This is a genomic window from Providencia sp. UF-183 (genome assembly GCF_058246155.1).
Genome location: NZ_JBSICD010000002.1, coordinates 21913 through 45467, shown reverse-complemented (window position 1 = coordinate 45467; position 23555 = coordinate 21913). Strand labels below are relative to the sequence as shown.

6 protein-coding genes are annotated in these 23555 nt (G+C 39.9%); all 6 read left to right on the top strand.

What is annotated here, in order from left to right; translation table 11 throughout:
• Positions 1-353: 353 nt before the first annotated feature.
• From AC4IFT_RS01655 to AC4IFT_RS01630, 6 genes are read left to right on the top strand one after another with little or no spacing between them, the layout of a single operon-like run.
• Complete coding sequence (locus AC4IFT_RS01655) at positions 354-7511, top strand: Tc toxin subunit A-related protein (protein WP_490750469.1); 7158 nt, start codon at positions 354-356, stop codon at positions 7509-7511.
• 44 nt (positions 7512-7555) lie between these two features.
• Complete coding sequence (locus tag AC4IFT_RS01650) at positions 7556-11953, top strand: SpvB/TcaC N-terminal domain-containing protein (RefSeq protein ID WP_490750468.1); 4398 nt, start codon at positions 7556-7558, stop codon at positions 11951-11953.
• Between the two features lie 11 nt (positions 11954-11964).
• On the top strand, positions 11965-14847 hold the full coding sequence (locus tag AC4IFT_RS01645; protein WP_490732807.1) for an RHS repeat-associated core domain-containing protein: 2883 nt from the start codon (positions 11965-11967) through the stop codon (positions 14845-14847).
• Positions 14848-14883: 36 nt separating this feature from the next.
• On the top strand, positions 14884-17748 hold the full coding sequence (locus AC4IFT_RS01640) for an RHS repeat-associated core domain-containing protein (RefSeq protein ID WP_490750467.1): 2865 nt from the start codon (positions 14884-14886) through the stop codon (positions 17746-17748).
• 25 nt (positions 17749-17773) lie between these two features.
• The gene (locus AC4IFT_RS01635; RefSeq protein WP_490750466.1) at positions 17774-20623 is read left to right on the top strand and encodes an RHS repeat-associated core domain-containing protein; all 2850 of its coding nucleotides are present in this window, start codon (positions 17774-17776) and stop codon (positions 20621-20623) included.
• Between the two features lie 36 nt (positions 20624-20659).
• Positions 20660-23515 (top strand): RHS repeat-associated core domain-containing protein, encoded by a 2856-nt coding sequence (locus AC4IFT_RS01630; RefSeq protein WP_490750465.1) that lies wholly within the window; start codon positions 20660-20662, stop codon positions 23513-23515.
• Positions 23516-23555: the final 40 nt, after the last annotated feature.

Genomic DNA, 23555 nt, shown 5'->3' with positions numbered 1-23555 from the left:
CTTTTAAATTGTTGCCTATTTAATTGTTGTGTATTTTATTTTTTGAAGTTATATTGTCTTGGTAAGTAATATTTAACTTTCATTTTCATGATTCGCTATTTTGGGGCACGTTGTGCCCCATTTTTTTATTTTATAATTATATATATTTTTATAATATTCAAATGATATTCCCCTCCCTGTTATTTATTATTAGTCATCGTCAAAAAAAATAATTTATTAATTTTATTTTGAATTTAAATTGGGGTTAATTAGTAAGTTAATAGATGTTATTACTTATCTAATGATTGTTAACATAATTTATAATTAACTCAATTACTTTAGTCGATGAAACGGTAATAAATAAGGGGTGTTTAATGGCATCATTCGGAAATATTGTAAAGAAAATTAATGAGATGGGTTCTGAATCCTTATCAATAGCGAGTATTATGTTAATGTCACAAGAACAGTTACACGACCAGTTTAGCCATTTTCTAAACATGGATGAAATAGTTAGTTTACATGAGGAAGCACAAAAAAGACACAGTGAAAATAAACTATTAGAGTCAAAATTATTGTCGCGTATCAATCCTCAAACATCCGCTTTGTTATCATTGAATGCAAACTCTATCATTGAAAAATACAGTTATATTAATACATTCCCTGAGCGGTCTAGTAATTTTGTTGCTGAGGGCTCTGTTTCTTCTATATTTTCTCCCGCCGCTTATTTAACGGAGCTTTATCGGGAAGCTCTGCCCATTCATGATAAACAGTCAATATATAGTCTAGCAAATAGGCGTCCTGATATAAGCAATATATTGTTATCCCAAGATAACATGGACATTAAAATTTCCACGCTCACGTATGCAAATGAAATTCTTGTAAATGCAATTTCAAGTATTATGGTTGAACCACCAGATAAAATTGAAGAAAAATTGTCATTCTGTCGGCAAGGCGGGTATCTACCTTATCATCACGCTTACAATACTGTCCGCTTAGGAATACTTCAGCAAGACCCTCATTTAAAAATAATAAAAAGTTTCCCATTTTTCAATCTGCTATTAACCGCTCAAAAATTAACTGCCCTTAGTTTAAATCTTCCACCAGAAGGCTTTGCTATTTTGACTGAAGAAGTCACAGAGATCGAAAAAGAAATTAGTGAGCTTTATGACAATAATTTTGAAGGCATCAATGAGTCCGATTTGTCGTCTATAAATCAATTGTCTCACTATTATCAAGTTTCTACAGATGAGATTGCTGCCTTAATTGAAATGACTAGTCAGAGCTGCGGGTTATCAGAAACGGGGGATAATGGTAACTATACCGCATTGTTTCTTCTTTATTTAAATAAAATGGTCAGGCTGTTCAGGGCGACAGAATTCACTTTGCAAGACATGGCTATCTTGGTTCTTAATACAGATTTACCCATTGATAAATTAACTCACGATATTGTTTATCAAATTGCGGATGCTAAAATATTTGTACAACAAGGTCTTTTAACATTGCCAGAAGCCTTAATTTTAACTCATGGGATGATTGGTGTCAGTTCGACGCCATTACAAGTTAGTCAGTTTGACCTTTTATTTAACACTCCATTACTCGATGGGAAAAGATATGAATTTGATGAACAATTAATTACAGTTCATCCAGATAAGCTATTTCAAGGCGAAACCTTTCATCGGTCAGTATTGAAGCGCAGTTTTAAAGTTGATGATGCAGGTTTATGGTTACTTCATCGAATGGGGAGTAGAGATGGCTCCGATGCGTTTAATAATACAAGGGAAAATCTATCAGACTTATACCGAATAGTATTGCTTGCACGAGTTCATTCATTAACCATTGATGAACTCGAAATTATATTGCAACTGTCTGTTTACCGTGAAGTGCCACTCTATAATCTCGATAATGATCAATTACATGAAATTATACAATATGTATCGAAGATCACGTTATGGCTAGCAGAACAAAATTGGAGTGTTTATCAGTTGTTTATTATGGTCGGCGATACCATAAGTACTGTGTGGACTCCAGCCCTCGATGATTTGCAGCAAACCTTATTAAATGGCATTGGTGCTGTGCCTAATTTACAAGGTGAGGAGCTTATCATATGGATGGCTCCATTTTTTGTCTCAACATTGTCTTTAAATTCTAATTATATTTCAGAATTATGCTTACATTGGGTTAATCAGATAAAACCCAACGGGCAAACAACGGATAAATTCTGGCAATTAATCCAAAAACAATTTCTTACGGATGCTGAACGCATTGATGTTATTGCATTTACACAAACATTGGCACAATTAGCAATTATTATTAATCAAATTCACATAAGCGAAGAAGAATTAGATCTGATTATTAAAAAGCCATCACTGTTGATAGCTGGATTGTCAGAGCTGGGGTTAACGACTGAAATATTAATGCAATTAACACAGTTTCATCAATGGGTTAACGGTTCAGGTGAATTTTCAAATGATGTACTTACTGCACTGAATCATCAACAATTATCTGCTGAAATTTTAGCGAATAGTTTGCAAGATGATGTGGCAAGAGTTGGGCAAGCACTCATGCTCGCTAGACAGATTGGGCTTCCGCATAGTAAGGATACCTCTTTGCGATTGCAAGAACGAACCTATTTAGGGCACTGGGACCAAGTTTCTATAGCAATACAGTTACTCATTGTATCAAAACAGCTTAATATCACACCTGACGGTATAGTTCAGCTTCTCGAATTATCCTACGATCCCAACAAAAATTATTCTACTTGGTCTGTACAAAGCCATCTTATTCAAGGTGCTTTGAAGCAACCTGATAATGAAATTGTCTATCATCAATTAGATGAACAGTGGGGAAATGCATTAAGCACATATTATCGTTTAAAAGCAGCCCCAGTTTCGTTACTTAGTCGTGATGATGTTTATTATTACTTATTAATTGATAACCAAGTTTCAGCGACAGTAACTACATCGAGGATCGCAGAAACGATTGCATCACTACAACTGTATATCTATCGGGCACTCAATGACCTTGAGGCGAAAACGGAAAGCGGTGTAATCGGCCGCCCATTTTTTATCAATTGGGATAAATATAATGCTAGATACAGCACTTGGGCAGGGAGCTCTCAATTACTGTATTACCCAGAAAACTACCTGGATCCAACAATGCGAGTTGGGCAAACGCAGATGATGGATGGCATGCTACAAGATATTAGTCAGAGCAATTTAAATGCAGATACGTTAGAAACAGCCTTTAATTCATACCTGAGCCAATTTGAACAAATCGCAAATTTAAATATTGTCAGTGGTTACCACGATAATATTAATTTCGACAGTGGGCTTACCTATCTTATTGGCCATTCATCAGATTCTAGTGAGTTTTATTGGCGCAGTGTTGACCAAAGCCAATTTAATGAAGATGGAAAATTCCCAGCGAATGCTTGGAGTGAGTGGAAAGTGATTCAAATAGGGGTAAACGTTGTTCAAGACTGGGTCAGGCCGCTTATTTTTAATTCTAGGCTTCATATTGTTTGGGTTGAAAAAGAAAAGCAAACAGATAGCGATAATCAACCGATAGATCGTTATGTATTAAAAATCAGCAAGTTAAACTATAATGGAACATGGGGAGGAATTAACGCTTTTAATATTGATGGTGCAATAAGTACTTTTTCAAAAGACAATTTACACCAAGTTGGTTTCTATTGCTCTTTGTATAGCAACACCGTTGAAGAGCTGGAACAAGACACGATAACTGTTCTTTTTTATGCAAAAAAAGAATCTTACACAGCAGAAATACTGACCACTGCTTCAGGTTTGTTTATTTATCCAAATATGGCAATTAAGCAGATGAGCACCCAAGACTCAAAAAATATAACCACCAGAGTCTATAATGACTTCGATACTTTAAAAAGCCAACGATTGATAAAAAAAACCACACAAAGCAATTACCTATATAACAAATTGGAACTTAACCAAAGTTATAATAAATATGGCTACGATGATTTAACAACGTTGGATGGCGGGGGACTGAGTAATGTCAGTATTGTTGAGGCTGAAATTGGCTCAATTATGCTGACTTTAGACGCTAATTTACGTATCACTTACCGAGGAATTGGGTCTCGCCAACACGAGCAATGTAATATGATGAAAAAATATTACAATCATACCCCAAGTGAATTTGTTATTTTCTATCAGCATACCTTAGCGGGTAAGCCACTTTATAATGTAGTTCATTTTACAAAAGATAATGTAGGGCTCACGCAAAAAATTTTACTTAATAATCCAAGTGCTGCCAGCTATTATAATTATTCAACGGGAACAACAGGGGCTAATTTATCAATCCCACCTAATGAAGAGTACTACCGACTCGATTATTCTTTTAATGTGACAACAACCATTTCTTCCCTCAATGTTTCTGATTCTGCAAATAATAAATCGATAACAAAAGGGTGCTATGAAATTAATACTCAGATAGACCCTCAAAATGTTTATGTGGTTATCACGGCGGGTAAAACCCAAAAACGATTTAAAGCTATAGATTATATAGATAACTTACCAAATTTTAGCCTTGAAGAGATGTTATATCACTTTGATGGTTTGAACATCGAGATCCCAACATCTGAGTTTATTAATAATACACTGACAGTTAACGTTGAGTGCCGTGCCTTATCTATTGAGGGGCGGCCATTAGGTAGCCAGCATTTTAGTTTTAAAGTTCAGCGACAAGGTATTGAGCTCGATGCTATCAGCTTATGTAAAACAGAAAGTTTTTCTCAATATTTACAGCGTGATGTGCACCGAATTCGAATCAATACTTTATTTGCACAGCAATTAATTACAAAAGCGAATAAGGGCATCGATCGGATATTAACAATGGACACACAGTACTTGCCTGAACCACGAATGGGGAATGGTGATTATGTTCGCGTTACAATACCTAAATACGACGCTGAGCTTCATGGAAATTCGCGGGCCGCTAAATTACTTATCGGATCAGATTCTTCTTCTATGACAGTTTTTTGGCAGGGGAAACTGAACGATATCGATACGAATATTGTCCTTTTTGTCCCGCTGAGTAAAAAAGCATCACCATTCAATGATATTATAGATTTCCCTGATAACCCTGGCTTAACTCTACAATTACATTTCCAAAGCCAGAGCGGCATTTCGCCCATTGGTATATTCGCTGTTACTGTAGCAAATAGCCGGCTTTCCCTTACCCGTTATACGCCAAATGATAATCAATCGATTCAGGTTGAATTGCTAAAAAATTATATCGAGCCAATGGATTTTGATGGTGCTAACTCATTGTATTTTTGGGAAATGTTCTATTATTTACCTGCCATGGTTTGCTCGAGATTGTTGCAAGAAAACCAATTTGACCAATCGCTTGTCTGGCTCAAATATATTTGGAGCCCAATGGGGTACCAGACATGGCAAGGGAACAAAGCGCCTTATCACTGGAATTGCCGACCACTTGAAGAAAGTATTTCTTGGAGTGCATCAACGGTTGATACCACTGACCCTGATGCAATTGCACAGAATGATCCGATGCATTATAAAATCACGACATTTATGAAAATGCTTGATTTGCTGATTGCGCGTGGGGATACCGCTTATCGGCAATTGGAAAGAGATACGTTGAATGAAGCCAAAATGTGGTATACCAATGCGCTCAGTTTACTTGGGGACAAGCCTTATGTACCGCATAAAGGTGATGAATGGGAGGATATTAATTTAGGTGCAGCCGCAGAACAACAACGTATTAAAAATTATCATGATGATCTTATTCAAATTCAGCAGCATGGCGTATCACATCGGTTACCAGCAAGCGTTGGTCGGGAGACAACATGTTTCTATCCACAGGTTAATACTAAGCTTGACGGTTATTGGAAGCTATTAGAACTACGGCTCTATAACTTGCGACATAATCTTTCAATTGACGGGCAGCCTTTGTACCTACCGCTATACGCAGCGCCAATTTCTCCTGATGTATTAAAAAGTGCAAATATAGCTTCATCACATGGCGGTGGAACATTGCCGAAAGTGCAATTACCCCTACAACGTTTTTCAGTCACATTAAATAACGCTCGTGGATTAGTCAGCCAATTGATTCAATTTGGCGGCATGTTACAGGGGATCATTGAACGACAGGATAGTGAAGCGCTTGCTCAGATGTTGCAATTACAAGCACGTGATCTTTCTCAAGTATCGATTGCATTACAAGAATCGACCATAGCTGAAATTGAAGCTGATGAAAAAGTCCTAAAGGCTAACCGACAAGGGGCACAACAACGTTTCAATAGTTATACCGAGCTTTATGATGAGAATGTGAATGAGGGTGAGCAATTGGCGATGGATCTCTTTTTATCATCATCCATCACAGTGGTTGGTTGCGAAGCATTACGTATGGCGGCGGCGATGATGAATATGATCCCCAATATTTATGGTTTAGCAATAGGGGGTGGGGAAAGTGGCGCTATTTTCAATGCACTAGCTATTGGCACCGAAATGAGCTCACATGCTATGCGAATCTCAGCGGAACGCCTAAGTTACAATGAAACTTATCGGCGACGACGTCAAGAGTGGGGGATCCATAAAGATAATGCAGAGAACGAATTGCGGCAAATAGATGCGCAGCTCGATATGCTAGGGATCCGACATAAATCGGCAATATTACAAAAGCATTATTTAGAAATGCAAAGGGGGCATACACAAGCTCAACTTGAATTTATACAGCGCAAGTTTAGCAATAAAGCGATGTATAATTGGTTACGTGGTTGTTTATCTTCAATTTATTACCAATTTTATGACCTAACATTGTCTCGTTGCTTAATGGCTCAAGAGGCTTTTCGTTGGGAAAGTAACCAAAGAGACGCTTCATTTATCAAACCTGGCGCATGGAACAGCAATTATGCGGGGTTACTTGCAGGCGAAAACCTTGCCTTGAATTTGACCCAAATGGACGAAGCATACATCAAACAAGAAAGCCGCCCGATGGACGTGACTCGCACAATTTCACTGGCTCAATGGTATTCTTCACAACCCGATGGTAACGGTTTTACCTTAGCCGATGAAGTAAAAAACCTCCTGATGAAGGGGGACGGATGGGTGGGAACTCAAGAAAATGGATTAACACTTGAGCGTAATGGTATTTTAATGAGCAAATTTAAACTCGCTGATTTTAATATAAAAAATGACTACCCGGATAACCTAGGAAATATTCGTCGAATCAAACAAATTAGTGTTTCTCTTCCTATGTTAATGGGGGCTTATCAAGATGTTCAAGCTGTTTTGAACTACAGTAGTAGCCTTATCGTACCAAGAGGGTGCAATACCATCGCGCTTTCTCATGGTACGAATGACAGTGGCCAATTCCAACTTAATTTTGACGATCCCCAATTCCTGCCTTTTGAAGGCATTCCTATTGATGATAGCGGGATTTTCACCCTCAGTTTTCCAAATGCAGTAGGAAAGCAAAAACTAATACTTTTGAGTTTAAGTAACATTATTTTGCATATTCATTACGGCATACGTCATTAATCTCATGGAAGCACAGGCAGGAAGCTGCCTGTCAGGAAAATACTATGGAAAAACAATCTGGTGTTAATATCGCGCCATTATCACTCCCCAAAGGGGGGGGAAGTAGTCAAGGTATGGGGGAGAACATTGGCAATGCGGGACCAAGCGGTATGTCATCAATGTCAATTCCACTTCCTTTATCTTCAGGGAGAACATATTCACCCTCTCTATCACTATCCTACAATAGCGGCGCAGGAAATGGTGCCTTTGGATTAGGTTGGCAAGTCGGACTGTTAGCGATAAGCCTTAGAACACAACATGGTGTTCCCCGTTATGCAGGCAAGGACCAATTTTTGTCTCCAGCAGGCGAACTATTAGTCATAGCGCTCAACTCGTTGGGTACTGCCGATGTTCAACGGCGTACAGAATTACAAGGTGTGACTCTGTCATCGACACATTTAGTGAGCACGTATCAACCAAGAGTTATTGAAGATAATAGCCGCTTAGAATATTGGCAACCGAGCCGTGAAGGCGACGAAAAGCCATTTTGGGTTATTTATACCCCCGATGGAAATATTCATTTTTTAGGTAAGACGAAACAGGCGCGTATTTATTCCTCTGAAAATACGGGGCATATTGCACAATGGCTTATTGAGGAGACGATTACCCCAACAGGTGAACATATTTATTATCAATATAAAGCAGAAGACCTCACTAACTGTGATGAACAAGAGCAAGCACGAGCTCCCGCAACTATCGGTGCACAACGTTACTTATGGCAAGTTTCTTATGGCAACATTCAAGTCGATAAAAAACCGTTCATTCTAAGCGATACTCCTATTCAACAACATGGTTGGTTATTTCATGCCATCTTTGATTATGGCGAACGCAGTATCATTGATACGGATAAGCCTGATTATCACGAACAACCACTCTGGTTGTGCCGACCTGATTGCTTTTCACGGTTTGAATATGGCTTTGAAATACGGACACGTCGCCTTTGCCACCAAGTTTTTATGTTTCATCGGGTTGATTTATTATCGGGGGCAACAGCCTCTGAACAACCCCCTGAATTAGTTGCTAGAGTGGTGTTTGAATATGATTTACAACCGACGCTAACTACGCTGGTGGCTGTCAAACAAATTGGGCATGAAATCGACGGGACAATTATTACTAGGGCGCCATTAGAGTTTGATTATCAACATCATGAGCCCCCTAAAGCGGATAAATGGACAGAGTTTACAGCGTTACGTTATTTCAATTCACAGCAGCCCTATCAATTGGTTGATCTACTCGGTGAGGGGATCTCAGGCATTTTATATCAAACGTTTGAAGCCTGGTGGTATCGTTCACCTGAACGGGATGCCATCACAGGGGGAAGCGCAGTCAGTTTCGCAGAACCTACTGAATTAATGCAAACACCGTCGTTAAAACAAAATGCAGTTTTGATGGATTTTACGGGGGATGGCCAACTGGACTGGGTGATTGCTCAACCTGGTCTTGAGGGTTATTACAGCCAAAAACCAGATGGTCATTGGATTCAATTTATTCCAATATCTGCATTTCCGACAGAATATTTTTACGCTAGTTCACAACTTATTGATTTAACAGGTGATGGAATTACTGACCTGGTTCTAATTGGCCCGAAAAGTGTGCGTATTTATCCCAATACACGCGGAGGGTTTGCGGCAGGTGAACTCACAATACAATCCACTGGGGTTATTTTACCCATTGCCAATGCAGAAACATTAGTCGGGTTTAGCGATCTTTTAGGATCGGGACAGCAGCATCTGATAGCCATTAATGCGCAAGGAGTGACTTGTTGGGCTAACTTAGGTTATGGGACGTTTAGCTCTCCATGCAAGCTCGACGGTTTTAATATGCCAAAAACCGAATTTAACCCTGATTTTATTTACCTTGTTGATACTGATGGCTCTGGCTATGTGGATTTAATTTATGTGCAACCGACTCAACTTTTAGTTTATTGCAATGAAGGCGGTAATCGCTTTAGTGAACCTTATACGCTTCCTCTGCCAAATGGCGTGCAATTTGATAATACGTGCATGTTGCAGGCCGCTGACGTCACAGGCATGGGAGTTGTCAGCTTAATCTTAACCGTTCCTCATCAAGCTCCTTACCATTGGAAATTGGATTTTGCCTCGGAAAAAGCGTGGCTATTAAATACGGTCAACAACAATATGGGGGCTGAAACTACTCTGAAATATCGAAGTTCGGCACAATTTTGGCTGGATGAAAAAGTCAAGTTGCAGCAAATGAACTTACCTGCAACATCACATCTTCCATTTCCTATCCATCTCTTATGGCAGACGCAAAGTGTGGATGAAATCACGCAAAACAGTCTGATCAGTAGTGTTCGTTATGAGCAAGGGGTTTGGGACAGTATTGAGCGTGAGTTTCGTGGATTTGGTTACTTGGAAAGTCTTGATACCGATGAACGAGCTCAAGGTAATGCGCCTGAGCGTACAGCACCAATACTAACAAAAAATTGGTTTCTAACGGGAAAACAAGCCGTTGACCAACAACAATACGCACATTTCTGGAAAGGGGATCCCCACGCATTTGGCCATTTATATCCTCGCTATACGCAATGGATTGATGATAAAGATATATTGCTGGATGTTTACCCTGATGGGAGTGAATATTGGCTATCCAGAAGTTTGAAAGGGATGCCACTTCGTACCGAAGTATTTGGTTTAGATGGCAGCGAAAAACAAGATATCCCTTACAATATTGCTGAATTTCGCTGCCAATCTCGCTTACTGCCTAGCACATCTGCTCAATATGTCACTCAAATTTCGCAAATAGAAGAAAGAACCTATACCTACGAACGAATTGTCTCTGACCCTCAATGCGCCCAGTCGATTGTTGTGGAGCAAGACTTATTTGGTGCATCCCTTAAAGATATCTCAATTGCCTATCCTCGTAGGCCAAAACCGAAAAGTGACCCTTATCCGACGACACTCCCCACAACAACGGTGGGGAGCAGCTATGATGAGCAACAAACTATTTTACGCTTAATCATAAAACAATCACGATGGCATCAATTAATCTCCTCAGATATCTATGTTTTAGGCATTATGGATTGCCAACGTAGCGATGCATTTGAGTTTAATGCCATCGAAGTACCAAAAGAAGGCATTACGCTCGAAACGTTAATAGCTGACAATGGTCTACTTGGAAAACATCATTCCTCAGCATACTTAGGACAACAACGAATTGCTTATACCGATGGTAAACAAGAATTTGTTGAGCCTGTTTTTCCTGTTCTTGTCGCTTATACCGAAACTGCGGTATTAGATGAGCAAGCATTAAAAGCATTTGATGGACATATTGGAAAAGAGGAACTTATTCAATATTTACATAAGGGAGGCTATGTACAAACACCACAACTATTAGGTAATTCCACTGAATTAGTTTGGTGTGCCCGTCAAGGATATACCGATTATGGAGATGCAAAGCAATTTTGGCAGCCATTGGCTACCCGAACCACGTTGTTGACAGGCAAGACACATTATCGTTGGAGCCAACATTACTGTGTTATCACTGCGACAGAAGATGCTGCGGGTATGACAACATACGCGCAGTATGATTATCGGTTTATGACGCCAATTCAGATTCAAGATATCAATAATAATCAGAGTCATGTTGCATTGGATGCCTTAGGACGAGTCACTTCTACACGTTTTTGGGGAACAGAAAATGGCTTACCTTGCGGTTACAGTCCTCCTTCAGATAAACCGTTTAAGGCACCATTAACTGTTGAGGGCATGTTGAGTTTACCGAAAGGCACTCCAGTTTCTCAGGCAATAGTTTACAAAGATGATAGCTGGATGTATCAGGTTGATAAAACGCATGATTTACCCTATGGGATTAGAGTATCAAGTGCAAAAAAAATAGGCGCTTTGGCATTACGTCGGTTGCGAAAATATTGTGCTTTAAAGCAAAATGCGTTTGACTCATTGACGGCAGGCTCTCGTATCCCTCCACATTTTTGTACGATTACGACTGACCGTTATGATAATGACCCTGAACAGCAGCTGCGACAACAAGTCGCTTTTTTTGATGGGTTTGGTCGTGAACTGCAAACTGCCGTACGCCATGAAGCCGGAAATGCTTACGTGCGTAATGACTTAGCTGGTCTAGATTGTGACTCTCAGGGGAGATTAATTGAGCGTTTTACGTCAACTCGTTGGGCAGTAACAGGAAAAACGGAATACAACAACAAAGGCCTTGCTGTCAGGACTTATCAACCTTATTTCCTCAATGACTGGCGTTATGTCAGCGACACGAGTAGCCGTAGTGATCTGTATGCCGATACAGTCTATTACGACCCTTTGGGAAGATCCAGCCAAGTGCTAACAGCTAAAAGCTATTTACGACGTACTCAAATATTCCCATGGTTTACGGTTGAAGAAGATGAAAATGACACGTTAGAAGGCTAAACGGGGGAGCGATGAAAACAAGCGTAAACCTGTCCTTTCATGCAGGTACACCAACAATACAAGTCGTGGATAATAGGGGCTTGGCCATTCGCCATCTACAGTATTATCGGGAACCTGAGCGGCCAACTGAGCTTGACGAACGGGTCACATTACAGCAGTTAAATGTACAAGGGTATTTAGTCAGTTTAGCTGACCCTCGATTTGCATCGAGCAAAATAAACAACGTGGCTTGTCTCTATAATTTAACGGGGGAAACACTGCGCACTCATGGGGTAGATGTGGGTACTGGTGTTGCGCTAAACGATATTGAAGGGCGTTTAGCGTTCAGTATCGATGCAAATGAAACACGTCGAACATGCCAATATGAAGAGAGCTCGATGTTAGGTCGTCCCGTCAGCATCATGGAACAAACGAAGAATAAAGCTCCTTGTATCAGTGAATACTTTGTTTATGCAGGTTTCTCTGCCGCTGAACAGCAAACCAATTTAGCAGGGCATTGTGTTCGTCATTATGATACCGCTGGGGTATTGGTTTTAAATCAGGTTTCTCTGCAAGGGAAGTCACTTTTAACCACGCGCCAGTTTATTCAGCAAATTGAAGAAAAAGAAACTCTGGTAAATTGGCCGAATAACGAACAAAAAGAAAAGCTTGAAACAGAAGAGTACCGTCATCAAATAAAGGTTGATGCGATGGGGAACCCATTGCAATCTATTGATGGGAAAGGTCATCAACAGCGCTATGCATACAATATTACGGGGCAACTTAAACAACATTGGCTAACTATCAATAACCAAAAAGAGCAATCGGTAATTAAATCGGTTGAGTACTTGGCAACCAACCAAAAACAGCATGAAGAGCATGGTAATGGGGTATTCACATATTATGAATATGAGCCACAAACACAGCGTTTATTACGTGTCAAAACACAACGCCCTAAAGCCCATCCACTAGGCTTCAAACTTTTCCAAGATGTCCATTATACATATGACCCTGTAGGGAATAGGGTAAGTATACGTAATGAAGCAGAACTAACGCGTTTTTGGCGTAATCAGAAAATTACTCCAGAACAATGTTATCAATATGACTCGCTATATCAACTGGTTAGTGCAACAGGTCGAGAAATGGCGAATATTGGGCAACAAGGCCATCAAATACCTGATTATATTCCTTTTGATAATGCAACTTATACCCAATATATGCGGCGTTATGAATATGACCGAGGGGGGAATTTAACTAAGATCTATCATCGTTCTCCTGCTACAAATCAAAGTTACGTAATGCATATGACGGTAAGCCAAAGCAGTAACCGTGCCGTTATCGCAGCATTAGTTACAGAACCAAACCAAGTCGATGATTTTTTTACCTTAAGTGGCCAGCAAAAACAGCTTTTGAAAGGGCAACATCTCCATTGGACACCTCGCCAAGAATTGCAACATGTTTCCAGTTTAAGTTTGAATGAACACTATCGCTATGACAGTGCAAGCCAACGTGTTTTCAAAATGAGCCAACAAGAGCATTCTTGCATCCAAACTAGGTATTTAACTGATTTGGATGTAAAAAACACACAAAGAAATGGTATCACAAAAGAATGCTTACAGGTCGTTAGTGCGGGTAGTGAAGGCTATACACAAGTGCAAGTTCTACACTGGGAAGGTAATGTTCCTAATGGCATAAAGAACAATTTATGGCGTTATCAATTTGATTTTTTAGCCGGTAATGGGGGATTAGAGTTAGATGAAGAGGGGCATATTATCAGCCAAGAAGAGTTTTATCCCTATGGTGGTACAGCTGTTTGGCTGGCGCGTAATCAAATAGAGGCTGACTACAAAACACGGCGTTATTCGGGGAAAGAGCGTGATGCAACAGGGTTATATTATTACGGCTACCGTTATTACCAATCTTGGGCGGGACGTTGGTTAAGCGCTGACCCTGCGGGAACAGCTGATGGGCTTAATTTTTATCGCATGTCTCGCAATAATCCAATTAATTATCATGATCCAGATGGTTTATTTCCTTTCCATTTACTTAACCCGCTGCATTGGGTTAGATCGCTAAGTCAAAAAATAGATGAATATAATACTGTGACGAATGTTGACTATTGTTACCTTTTTATGGGAAGAGGCCGTCTTTGGAGAAACCATTTTAATGGTAAATCAAGTTTTGATAAAAGGACTGGGGAAAATATTGCCGCTTTGCGCGAAAGCATAGGCAGTTCGTTGAATGAGCAAGAAACAGGTTTTGTTGAGCGGTTTAAGGCTCTCGATTTTTCATTACTACATGCTTCAAACACAGATTTTAGGGCAAATGGCGAAGTCCATTTTAAATCCCGCGTTAAATTAAGAACAACAAATACAATTGAATATGAACACCCTAATACCAGTTATGATGATGATAGTAATTTACAAACCAGAGAGTTCGTTTTTTTCTCCCTAGGTGTTGAGGGAGTTGAAGGAAAAAATGCGAGCCGATTTGGCAATAAGCTTTATATCACCCCCTTAAATCACGTAGAAAATGCGCGGTATATGCCATATGCACACATGGCACTTAATGACACACTGCGTTTTACCACGCGGCAATCCTCGTCACGCTTAGAAAGCGTATTTGGTCCTGCTGACGCAAAAATTCTGATAAGACAAACCATTGCTTCAGAGGCGATGGATACGGTTTTTGACATCAAAGATTTTAAAGAGGCCATCGCGTTTGCAATGGTTAATACTGCAAGACTGCTATCTCAAGAGGGTTACAACCGTGTGATGAATATTCACGATAACCTTGAATTTGACTTATTCATATCTCTACTATTTCGGCCTCAAATCCTTGTTCCAAGAGAACTAAAATCAAAGAATACCACTATGCGTGAGATCCGGTATCGACCTGAATTAATGGGAGTATGAGATGTTAAGAACGTTATTTAAAGAACGAGGAGGGATATGGCTTTTTTACTGTCAACAAACACACCAACAATAAGCGTGAGCGATAACCGAGGATTAAACACACGGACGCTTGATTATTATCGCCATCCTAATGCTAGGGATATTACCGACGAACAAATTTCATGCCAGTGGTTTGATATAAAAGGAAGTTTGCGCAAATATGCAGATCCGCGTTTACAGACTCATGGTCAAGCTAATTTCTACTATCAATATGATTTATTGGGAACATTACTTTATTCTCATGGAGTTGATAATGGCGAGGAACGGAGCCTCAATGATATTGAAGGGCGCTTGTTAGTGAGTATCGATGCTAATAATATTTATCGTACTTGCGATTATGAAGAAAACCACACGTTAGGGCGTGTAATCTGCCGCTATGAACGTGACGCCGTCACTATTGTAAATGATTATTTTATTTATGCAGGTCATTCACCAATAGAGCAGGCTAACAACTTAGCAGGCCACTGCATTTTTCACTACGATACAGCAGGGTTATTGCAGTTGAACCAAGTTTCACTCACGGGTGTACCACTTTCAACTACGAGACGTTTTATTCAAGATGCTGAAAATGCTGAAGTAATAGTAAATTGGCAACAGAAAGAAAGGGATAGTGCGCTTTCTAATGAGTTTTTTATTCATCAAAAAACATTGGATGCAACAGGTGCCTTGTTATCGACCATTGATGCTAAAGGCCATCAACAACGCTTAGCTTATAACATTGCGGGCCAATGCAAAGGTATTTGGCTAACCTTGTACGAAGATACTGAGCAAGTCATTGTAAAGGCAATTTATTATTGTGCAGGGGGGCAAATATGGCGTGAAGAATTGGGTAATGGCTGCGTATCTTGGTATGAATATGAACCTCAAACTCAGCGTTTAATTCGCTCCCGAACCGAGCGGCCAGTGACGCATCCTTTGGGTTTTAAGCGCCTGCAAGATTTGCACTACCAATACGACCCCGTAGGAAATGTATTGTGTATTCGCAATACATCAGGATTGACACGTTTTTGGCGTAATCAAAGAACTGAGCCTGAACAGCGATTTACCTACGATTCATTATATCAACTAGCTAGCGCCTCTGGGCGTGAAATGGCTTGCAATATGGTCGAAAGTTCAAAAACACCAGTCTGTTTTTCTTTCGAAAATACCACGGTAACTCAGTACTATCGGACATATTCTTATGATAGAGGGGGAAATTTAACTCAGATCAGCCATAGAACACCTGCGACCAATCAAGGTTATAAAATTTCGATGACAGTGAGTGCAGCGAGTAATCGTGCTGTCAGCGATACATTAACAGCAGACATTCACCAAGTAGATTCATTTTTCACATCAAGTGGACAGCAAACCCAGTTATCGCAAGGGCAATCTCTTTTTTGGACGTCTCGTCAGGAATTACAACACGTATATTGGGGGAATACGCATGAATACTATCGTTATGATGCAAATCAGAAACGTGTTGTAAAAATTCATAAGCAGCAGTCCTTTACTGACCAAATTTATTACTTAGCAGCGCTAGAGCTGAGGTACAAACAGAAATGTAATGCCTTAGAAGAATTAAATGTCATTGTTATTAATGATGATGTAGCAAAGACATCAATTCGAGCTTTGCATTGGAGGCAAGGTAAGCCGAAGAAAATAGTCAATAACTCAATTGTTTATAGCGTTAATGCGCTAGTAGGGAGTGAGAACATTGAGTTAAATGAAAACAGCGAATTGCTAAGTTATGAAGAGTATTACCCTTATGGGGGAACAGCTATTTGGGCTGCACGTAGTGCCCAAGAGGCGGATAACAAAACTCATCGCTATTCTGGTAAAGAGCGAGATGCAACGGGGCTCTACTATTATGGATATCGCTATTATCAGCCTTGGTGTGGGCGCTGGTTAAGTGCCGATCCAGGAGGCACAATCGATGGTTTGAATTTGTTCCGCATGGCAAGAAATAATCCATTAAAATATCAAGACAATAATGGGCTAAACCCCTTTAGCCAAATCGTCGAATATTACCATCGCCGTATTGATGAAAAAGCTAAAATAAGAGCCAATGAAAGCTACAAACTCATGGCGACAGGCTCTGATTGGGCCTCAGGTAACGATAACTTCACACCTTTTTATGATCTCGATTCTTTCAATGCAATGACGCAGGATAATATGCTGAACTTGCGTTTATCTACGGGGGAACTCAGGGGTAATGCATTAGAGTTTGTTGAAAATTTCACTGCATTAAATTTTGATTTAATTCATTTCACTGACAAGCAATTTTTAGAACGTGGCAACCATGCCGTTTTTCGTTCTCGGGATGAGTTGCTAGATAGAATGTTGGTTCGCTCTGATCAACTTAATACAACAGACTTTGATTTTACGGGCTTAAAAACCAAAGATTTTGTGTTCTTTTCGTTAGGTGTTGAGGGGGTGACAGGGAAAATAAACAGTCGCTTTGGTGATTTAAAATATGTGACTCCGCTAAATTCAGTAAGTAGCTATAAGTATTTAAAATATGGGCACATGGCAATAAATGATACGGCACTGTTTAATCGAAGGATGACATCCAGAGATAGGCTTGTCGAAAAATTTCAAGGTGATATTTGCACGGCGGTGAGATTAACACATGAAAAAATAGCGGCAAAACCTAGCGATACGCTTTATTCCTACAGTGATTTTAAAGAAGCATTAGCGTTACGAATAGTCAAATCAACACGGTTACTGACAAAAAGAGCACAGCAAAGCGTGTTTTTAACAGCTTCAGATGCAGAATTTGATAATTTAATTTCCCTTTTTTATCGCCCACAAATACTTGTACCTAAAAAATTACATTCGAAGAATACGCGAATAGTACAAGGACACAGAATGAATACTCAATAAGGAATTGGATATAAAGGAGAATGGTATGAGTTTGTCTTTGTTTTCATCAACACCTTTAGTGGTAGTGAGGGACAATCGAGGGAACACAGTTCGGAAAATTCACTATTACAGGCATTCTAAGTTTGTAGAACAGACAGATGAACGCATTGAGTGTTATCAATTTAACGCACAGGGTTTCTTAGCTGCGACCGCCGACCCTCGACAATTTCTAAGGAAACATTTTAATTTTAATTATCGATATAACCTCTCCGGGCTTTCGCTACAAATTCAAGGAATAGATAATGGAATATTCAGCGTTCTGCATGATGCTGCAGGGCGTTTGCTACTCAGTATTGATGCCAATCATTTATGGCGTACCTATGTGTATGAAGCTCCTGAGTCTTTAGGTCGGTTAACCAATATTAGGGAAAAAACAGCTGAGCAAGAGGAGTGCATCTGTGATTATCTTGAATATGCAGGGAACTCACTTCACGAGCAAAATGCTAATTTATCTGGTCAATGTGTTCGTCACTATGATACCGCAGGGTTATTGCAAATAGACCAAGTCTCGCTCACTGGGGAAGCCATTCATGTTACCAGGAAAGTAATTCAATCAATTGATAATATAGACTTTTATGTTAACTGGGATATTAATGACCGAGATGGAATGCTAAATCCTGAGCCTTTTTGCACAAAATTAAAAAACGATGCGACAGGGGCAAATATTCTAAGTATTAACGCAAAAGGGCACCAACAACGTTCACGCTATAATATCGCAGGGCAGTTGCAATCTTGCGGGTTAACAATAAAAGGGGAAACTGAACAATGCATTATCAACGTAATTGAGTACTCAGCGGCTGGGCAAAAAATATGTGAGATATTAGGAAATGGCGTTGTAAGATATTATGAATATGAACCACAAAGTCAGAGACTTATTCGACTTCGCACTGAACGAACAAACAATCACAAGTTGGGCTTTAAGTGTTTTCAGGATTTACGTTACCAGTATGATCCCGTTGGAAATGTATTATGTATCCGTAATGATGCAGAGCAAACACGCTTTTGGCGCAACCAAAAAATAGAGCCTGAACAACATTTTACATATGATACGCTGTATCAGTTGGTGAGTGTGACTGGCCGTGAAATGGCGAATGTTGGTCAGCAAATAAATGCCCTTCCTCAAAGCTTTGCTTTCGATAATTCAATTTATACCTATTATTCCCGAACATACCGATATGATAGATCAGGTAATTTAACTGAAACTCATCATCACACTCCAGCAACACACAGCGGCTATTCAATAAAACTCACTGTAAGTGATAGAAGTAACCGAGCAATAGATTTTTTACTGGCAACAGAAGCGAAAGATGTGGATGCATTTTTCACGAGCAGTGGGCAGCAAAAGCAATTAATGAACGGCCAAACGCTCGCTTGGACAGTGCGCCAAGAATTACTGAGTGTGAAGGGGGAAAATTTCTGTGAACAATATCGCTATGGTAGTGACCACCAAAGAATTTTTAAATTAACGCGACATAATCAACACATGTCGATGGTCATTTATTTGCCTAATCTCGAGCTAAGAAATATTGGCAATCATGAGAAACTCCAGGTTATTTACTCAGGTCAAATTAATGGTGTGCAGATTCAGGCTTTGCATTGGGAGCAAGGTAAACCGAGAGAAATAGACAATAATTCAATACGTTATTCACTTGATTCATTTAATGGTGATAGCGGATTAGAGCTAGATAGCCAAGGTAATTTAATTAGCCTAGAAGAGTACTACCCTTATGGGGGGACAGCAGTATGGCTTGTACGCCGTGAAATCGAAGCAGATTACAAAACGATGCGCTATTCAGGGAAAGAGCGTGATGTAACAGGGTTATATTACTACGGTCATCGTTATTATCAGCCTTGGTGTGGTCGTTGGCTAAGTGCAGATCCTGCCGGGGCAATAGATGGTTTAAATCTATTTAGAATGGCAAAAAATAACCCATTAAAATACCAAGATAATGATGGGCTTAACCCCGTTGACCGTGTTGTAGAATATTACCAAAAATTCAATAACTATAGGGCAAAAGTCCGAGCCGATGACAGCTATCTGATGATGTCTTTAGGCGAGAGATGGCTTGATACTGGAAGCCAGAAACCCGTTTTTGATAACTTAGAGGCTTTTTTTACACAAACACAGAAAAATATGGCGCAACTTAGCGTTAATGTTGGCAGTTTGAGTGATGAGGAGAGTGATTTCGTTGACAAATTTATTGAGTTAGATTTCACCTTATTGCATTTCTCAGGTCAGGAATTCCTTAAGCCTCCTAATCGTGCAACTTTTCGTTCTAGAAACGAGCTCCTTAAGAAAGGGGTCTTATCTGCGTGTGAAACCAATACGACTCCAACAGATATTAAGCAACTAAACACGGTTGATTTCGCATTTTTCTCATTAGGGATCAGGGGCGTGAGTGGGAAATCACAAAGTGAATTCGGGGATAACCTTTACATCACCCCAGTAGATGACATCACAAGCTATAAATATATGAATTATAGTCATATGGCGATCAACGATACCTTGGACTTTTATCGCAGAGAGACAGATATAAAACGTTTAAAAGCCCGCTTTCCTAATGACATTGCAGGGGCTAATGCACTAAAAAGTGAAACCATCGCAGAAAGTGCCATTGAAACGTTGTATTCATATCAAGATTTCAGAAAAGCGCTTGCTTTAAGGATCGTAGACTCCACCCGTTTACTCTCTTCTGAATCCCAGCTAAGTGTTTACGAAACGTCAACTAATGATGATTTTGACCAATTAATTTCGTTATTTTATCGTCCTCAAATGCTCGTTCCGAAGAAATTAAAATCTAAAGCGACGACGATGTCTAACGTTCGGCTTCATTAATCGCATCAAATTAAAACATTTTTTAAAGGAGGAAAAATGGATGAATTTTCAATGGAGAAAACACCGTCAATAACCATCACTGACAACCGCGGGCTCAATATTCGTAAAATTGAATATTATCGCCACCCGAATACTCCCGAAATAACAGAAGAAAGACTTACCTTTCAATTAGTTGATATTCGAGGTTTTTTAGTTGAGTTGAGCGATCCACGTTTGCATGATGAAGCATCATTCAATTTTCGTTTTAAAGCTGATTTGTCTGGGGTTGTATTGATGAGTGAGGGCGTGGATAACGGTCGTTCCGCGACGATTAACGACATAGAGAACCGGCTATTAGTAAGTGTTGATGCTAATGGTGTTACCCAAACTTACGATTACGAAGATAGCGACGCCATCGGTCGGCCATTGCGTTTAAAAGAAAAATTGGCGGATGGAAAGTGTCGTGTGACTGCGTGTTTTGAGTACGCGAATCATTCTATTCATTCTCAAGATGCTAACTTATGTGGTCAATGTATTTTACATTACGATACAGTGGGGTTATTGCAATTAGAGCAAGTATCGCTATTGGGGAAACCGATTTCTCAAACACGGCGTTTAATTCAACATATTGAAGATGTCGAATATGAGGTTGATTGGCAAACGGATGAACGAGAGGAACGACTCGATACGACCCCATTTTCCTGTTATTGCATCACAGATGCAACAGGGGCAAGTTTAGTGACCAAAGACGCAAAGGGCCACCAACATCGGCAATCTTATGATATCGCAGGGCAATTAAAAGCATACAGATTAAAAGTAAAAGACGAGCTAGAGCAATGTGTTTTAAAGGAGGCTCAGTATTCTCCTTTTGGCTTAAAAATCAGTGAAGTCCTCGGTAATGGCATTATTACAAACTACGAATATGACCAAAAGACCCAACGCCTAGTGAGTATGAAAACTCAACGACCAGCAGAACATTTACTGGGGTTTAAATTAATTCAGCACTTAATTTACCAGTATGACCCCGTGGGCAATGTTATTTGTATCCATGATAAAGCAAGCCAAACGCGCTTTTGGTACAATCAAAAAATAGAGTCAAAACAATATTTTAGATATGACTCATTATATCAATTAGTCAGTGCGTCTGGGCGAGAAATGGCAAACCAAACTCGCCAAACCTCATTGCCTTCTCGTGGTGTTACGTTTGATAATGCAACCTATACTCGATATTTCCGCGTTTATAGTTATGATAACAGCGGTAATTTAACCAAAATCTCTCATCGCTCACCAGCAACAAATCAAAGTTATTCAACGCAAATAGTTGTTAGCAATCAGAGCAATCGTGCAGTATTAAAAGAACTGATTTCAGGCTCTGAAAAAGTCGATGAGTTATTTACCTTTGCAGGACAACAGCAAACTCTCTTTCAGGGCCAACACCTTGATTGGACGTCTCACCAAGAACTTCGCTCCGTTAAAAGCGCCGATGTTATTGAACATTATCGTTATGATCATCAATATCAACGAACAGTAAAAGTGACTGAAAGTTCGGGACAAAAAACGCGCGTAATATATTTACCAAACTTAGAGCTAAAAAATCGCAATGATGATGAAAAATTAGAAGTGATTACGGTTAATGATTTGGTTGGGGTAACGTTGCAAGTTCTACACTGGGAATCCGGTATACCAAAAGGGATTGCCAATAATGCCATGTGTTACTCATTGAGTTCATTGACAGGAAACCAAGGAATTGAGCTTGATAACGACGGAAACATCATTAGCCAAGAAGAGTATTATCCTTATGGTGGAACGGCAATTTGGCTGGTAAATAATGCCTCTTTAGCGGGTTATAAAACGCGGCATTATGGCGGCAAGGAACTTGATATTACAGGGTTATATTATTATGGACGCCGTTATTATCAGCCCTGGGTTGGTCGCTGGTTAAGTGCAGACCCCCTTGGCGCTGCTGACGGGTGTAATTTATACCGAATGGCGCGTAATAACCCTGTGACGTATTATGATGAACAAGGGCAATACCCTAAAATTGCGCATTATATTTGGCTCGGTAACAAAGAGCTTCCCGCAGATGGCATCAGTAACATCGCTAGTTTTAAACATAATAACCCGCAATATAAGATTAATTTGTGGAGCGACAACCCGACTAAATTGAAAAATAACCTTATTGAACGCGGTTATAGCCAAGCAATATTCAATATTATCCATGTTCAAAAGCCCGCTCCCTTTGATTACCAATATCAAGCGGCGATTAACCGAGAATCAACGAATACCGCTTATGCAAATTATGCGGCGGCATCGGACATGATCAGGATCGGTGTCCTCAAGCGGTTTGGTGGGTTATATATGGATATTGATGTGATGGTCGATGGCCCAATTGGCGAAATTAGACCGTATTTAGACAACCAGGATGAACTTCCCGACCTCTTAATTCATCGGGGAAGAGATCACGGAGGGAAAACCGCGTTGGGCAATGCGGTTATTGCTGCCAAAAGGAATGCATTTAGTCTACATAGCGTAATGCGTTATATTCGTCATCTTTATTCACACAATGAAGTAGAGCCTTTTATTGGCGTAACCCCTCAAAATAGGTTCGATACTTTAACGGCTAAGAAAAACTATTATTATCCTAATTTTTCATGGAAATATCTTATGTGGCAAGGGAAACGTGCCATTCCACATATACGCCGCAATGTTACAGTTGATGGTACAGGTCCGGGTATGTTTGTCAGTTGGATACGTTCAAGTGCGCCATTTGATAAGGCATTGAGAGCCCGAAAACTGATTTATCAATCAGGTTTTTTTGGTCAGAGAGCCTCACTAATGAGTTGGCGGTTTGGGCTTAATGCAAATGGTCAAACATGGTATAAGCCACGTAAAGCTCGGCGGGCTTCTATCTGAAAATTTATTCCCCAATCTCTCAACGAGATTGGGGATTTTT

Coding starts and splice junctions, on each gene's coding strand:
- AC4IFT_RS01655 (WP_490750469.1), top strand. CDS start 354: ATGGCATCATTCGGAAATATTGTAAAGAAAATTAATGAGATGGGTTCT.
- AC4IFT_RS01650 (WP_490750468.1), top strand. CDS start 7,556: ATGGAAAAACAATCTGGTGTTAATATCGCGCCATTATCACTCCCCAAA.
- AC4IFT_RS01645 (WP_490732807.1), top strand. CDS start 11,965: ATGAAAACAAGCGTAAACCTGTCCTTTCATGCAGGTACACCAACAATA.
- AC4IFT_RS01640 (WP_490750467.1), top strand. CDS start 14,884: ATGGCTTTTTTACTGTCAACAAACACACCAACAATAAGCGTGAGCGAT.
- AC4IFT_RS01635 (WP_490750466.1), top strand. CDS start 17,774: ATGAGTTTGTCTTTGTTTTCATCAACACCTTTAGTGGTAGTGAGGGAC.
- AC4IFT_RS01630 (WP_490750465.1), top strand. CDS start 20,660: ATGGATGAATTTTCAATGGAGAAAACACCGTCAATAACCATCACTGAC.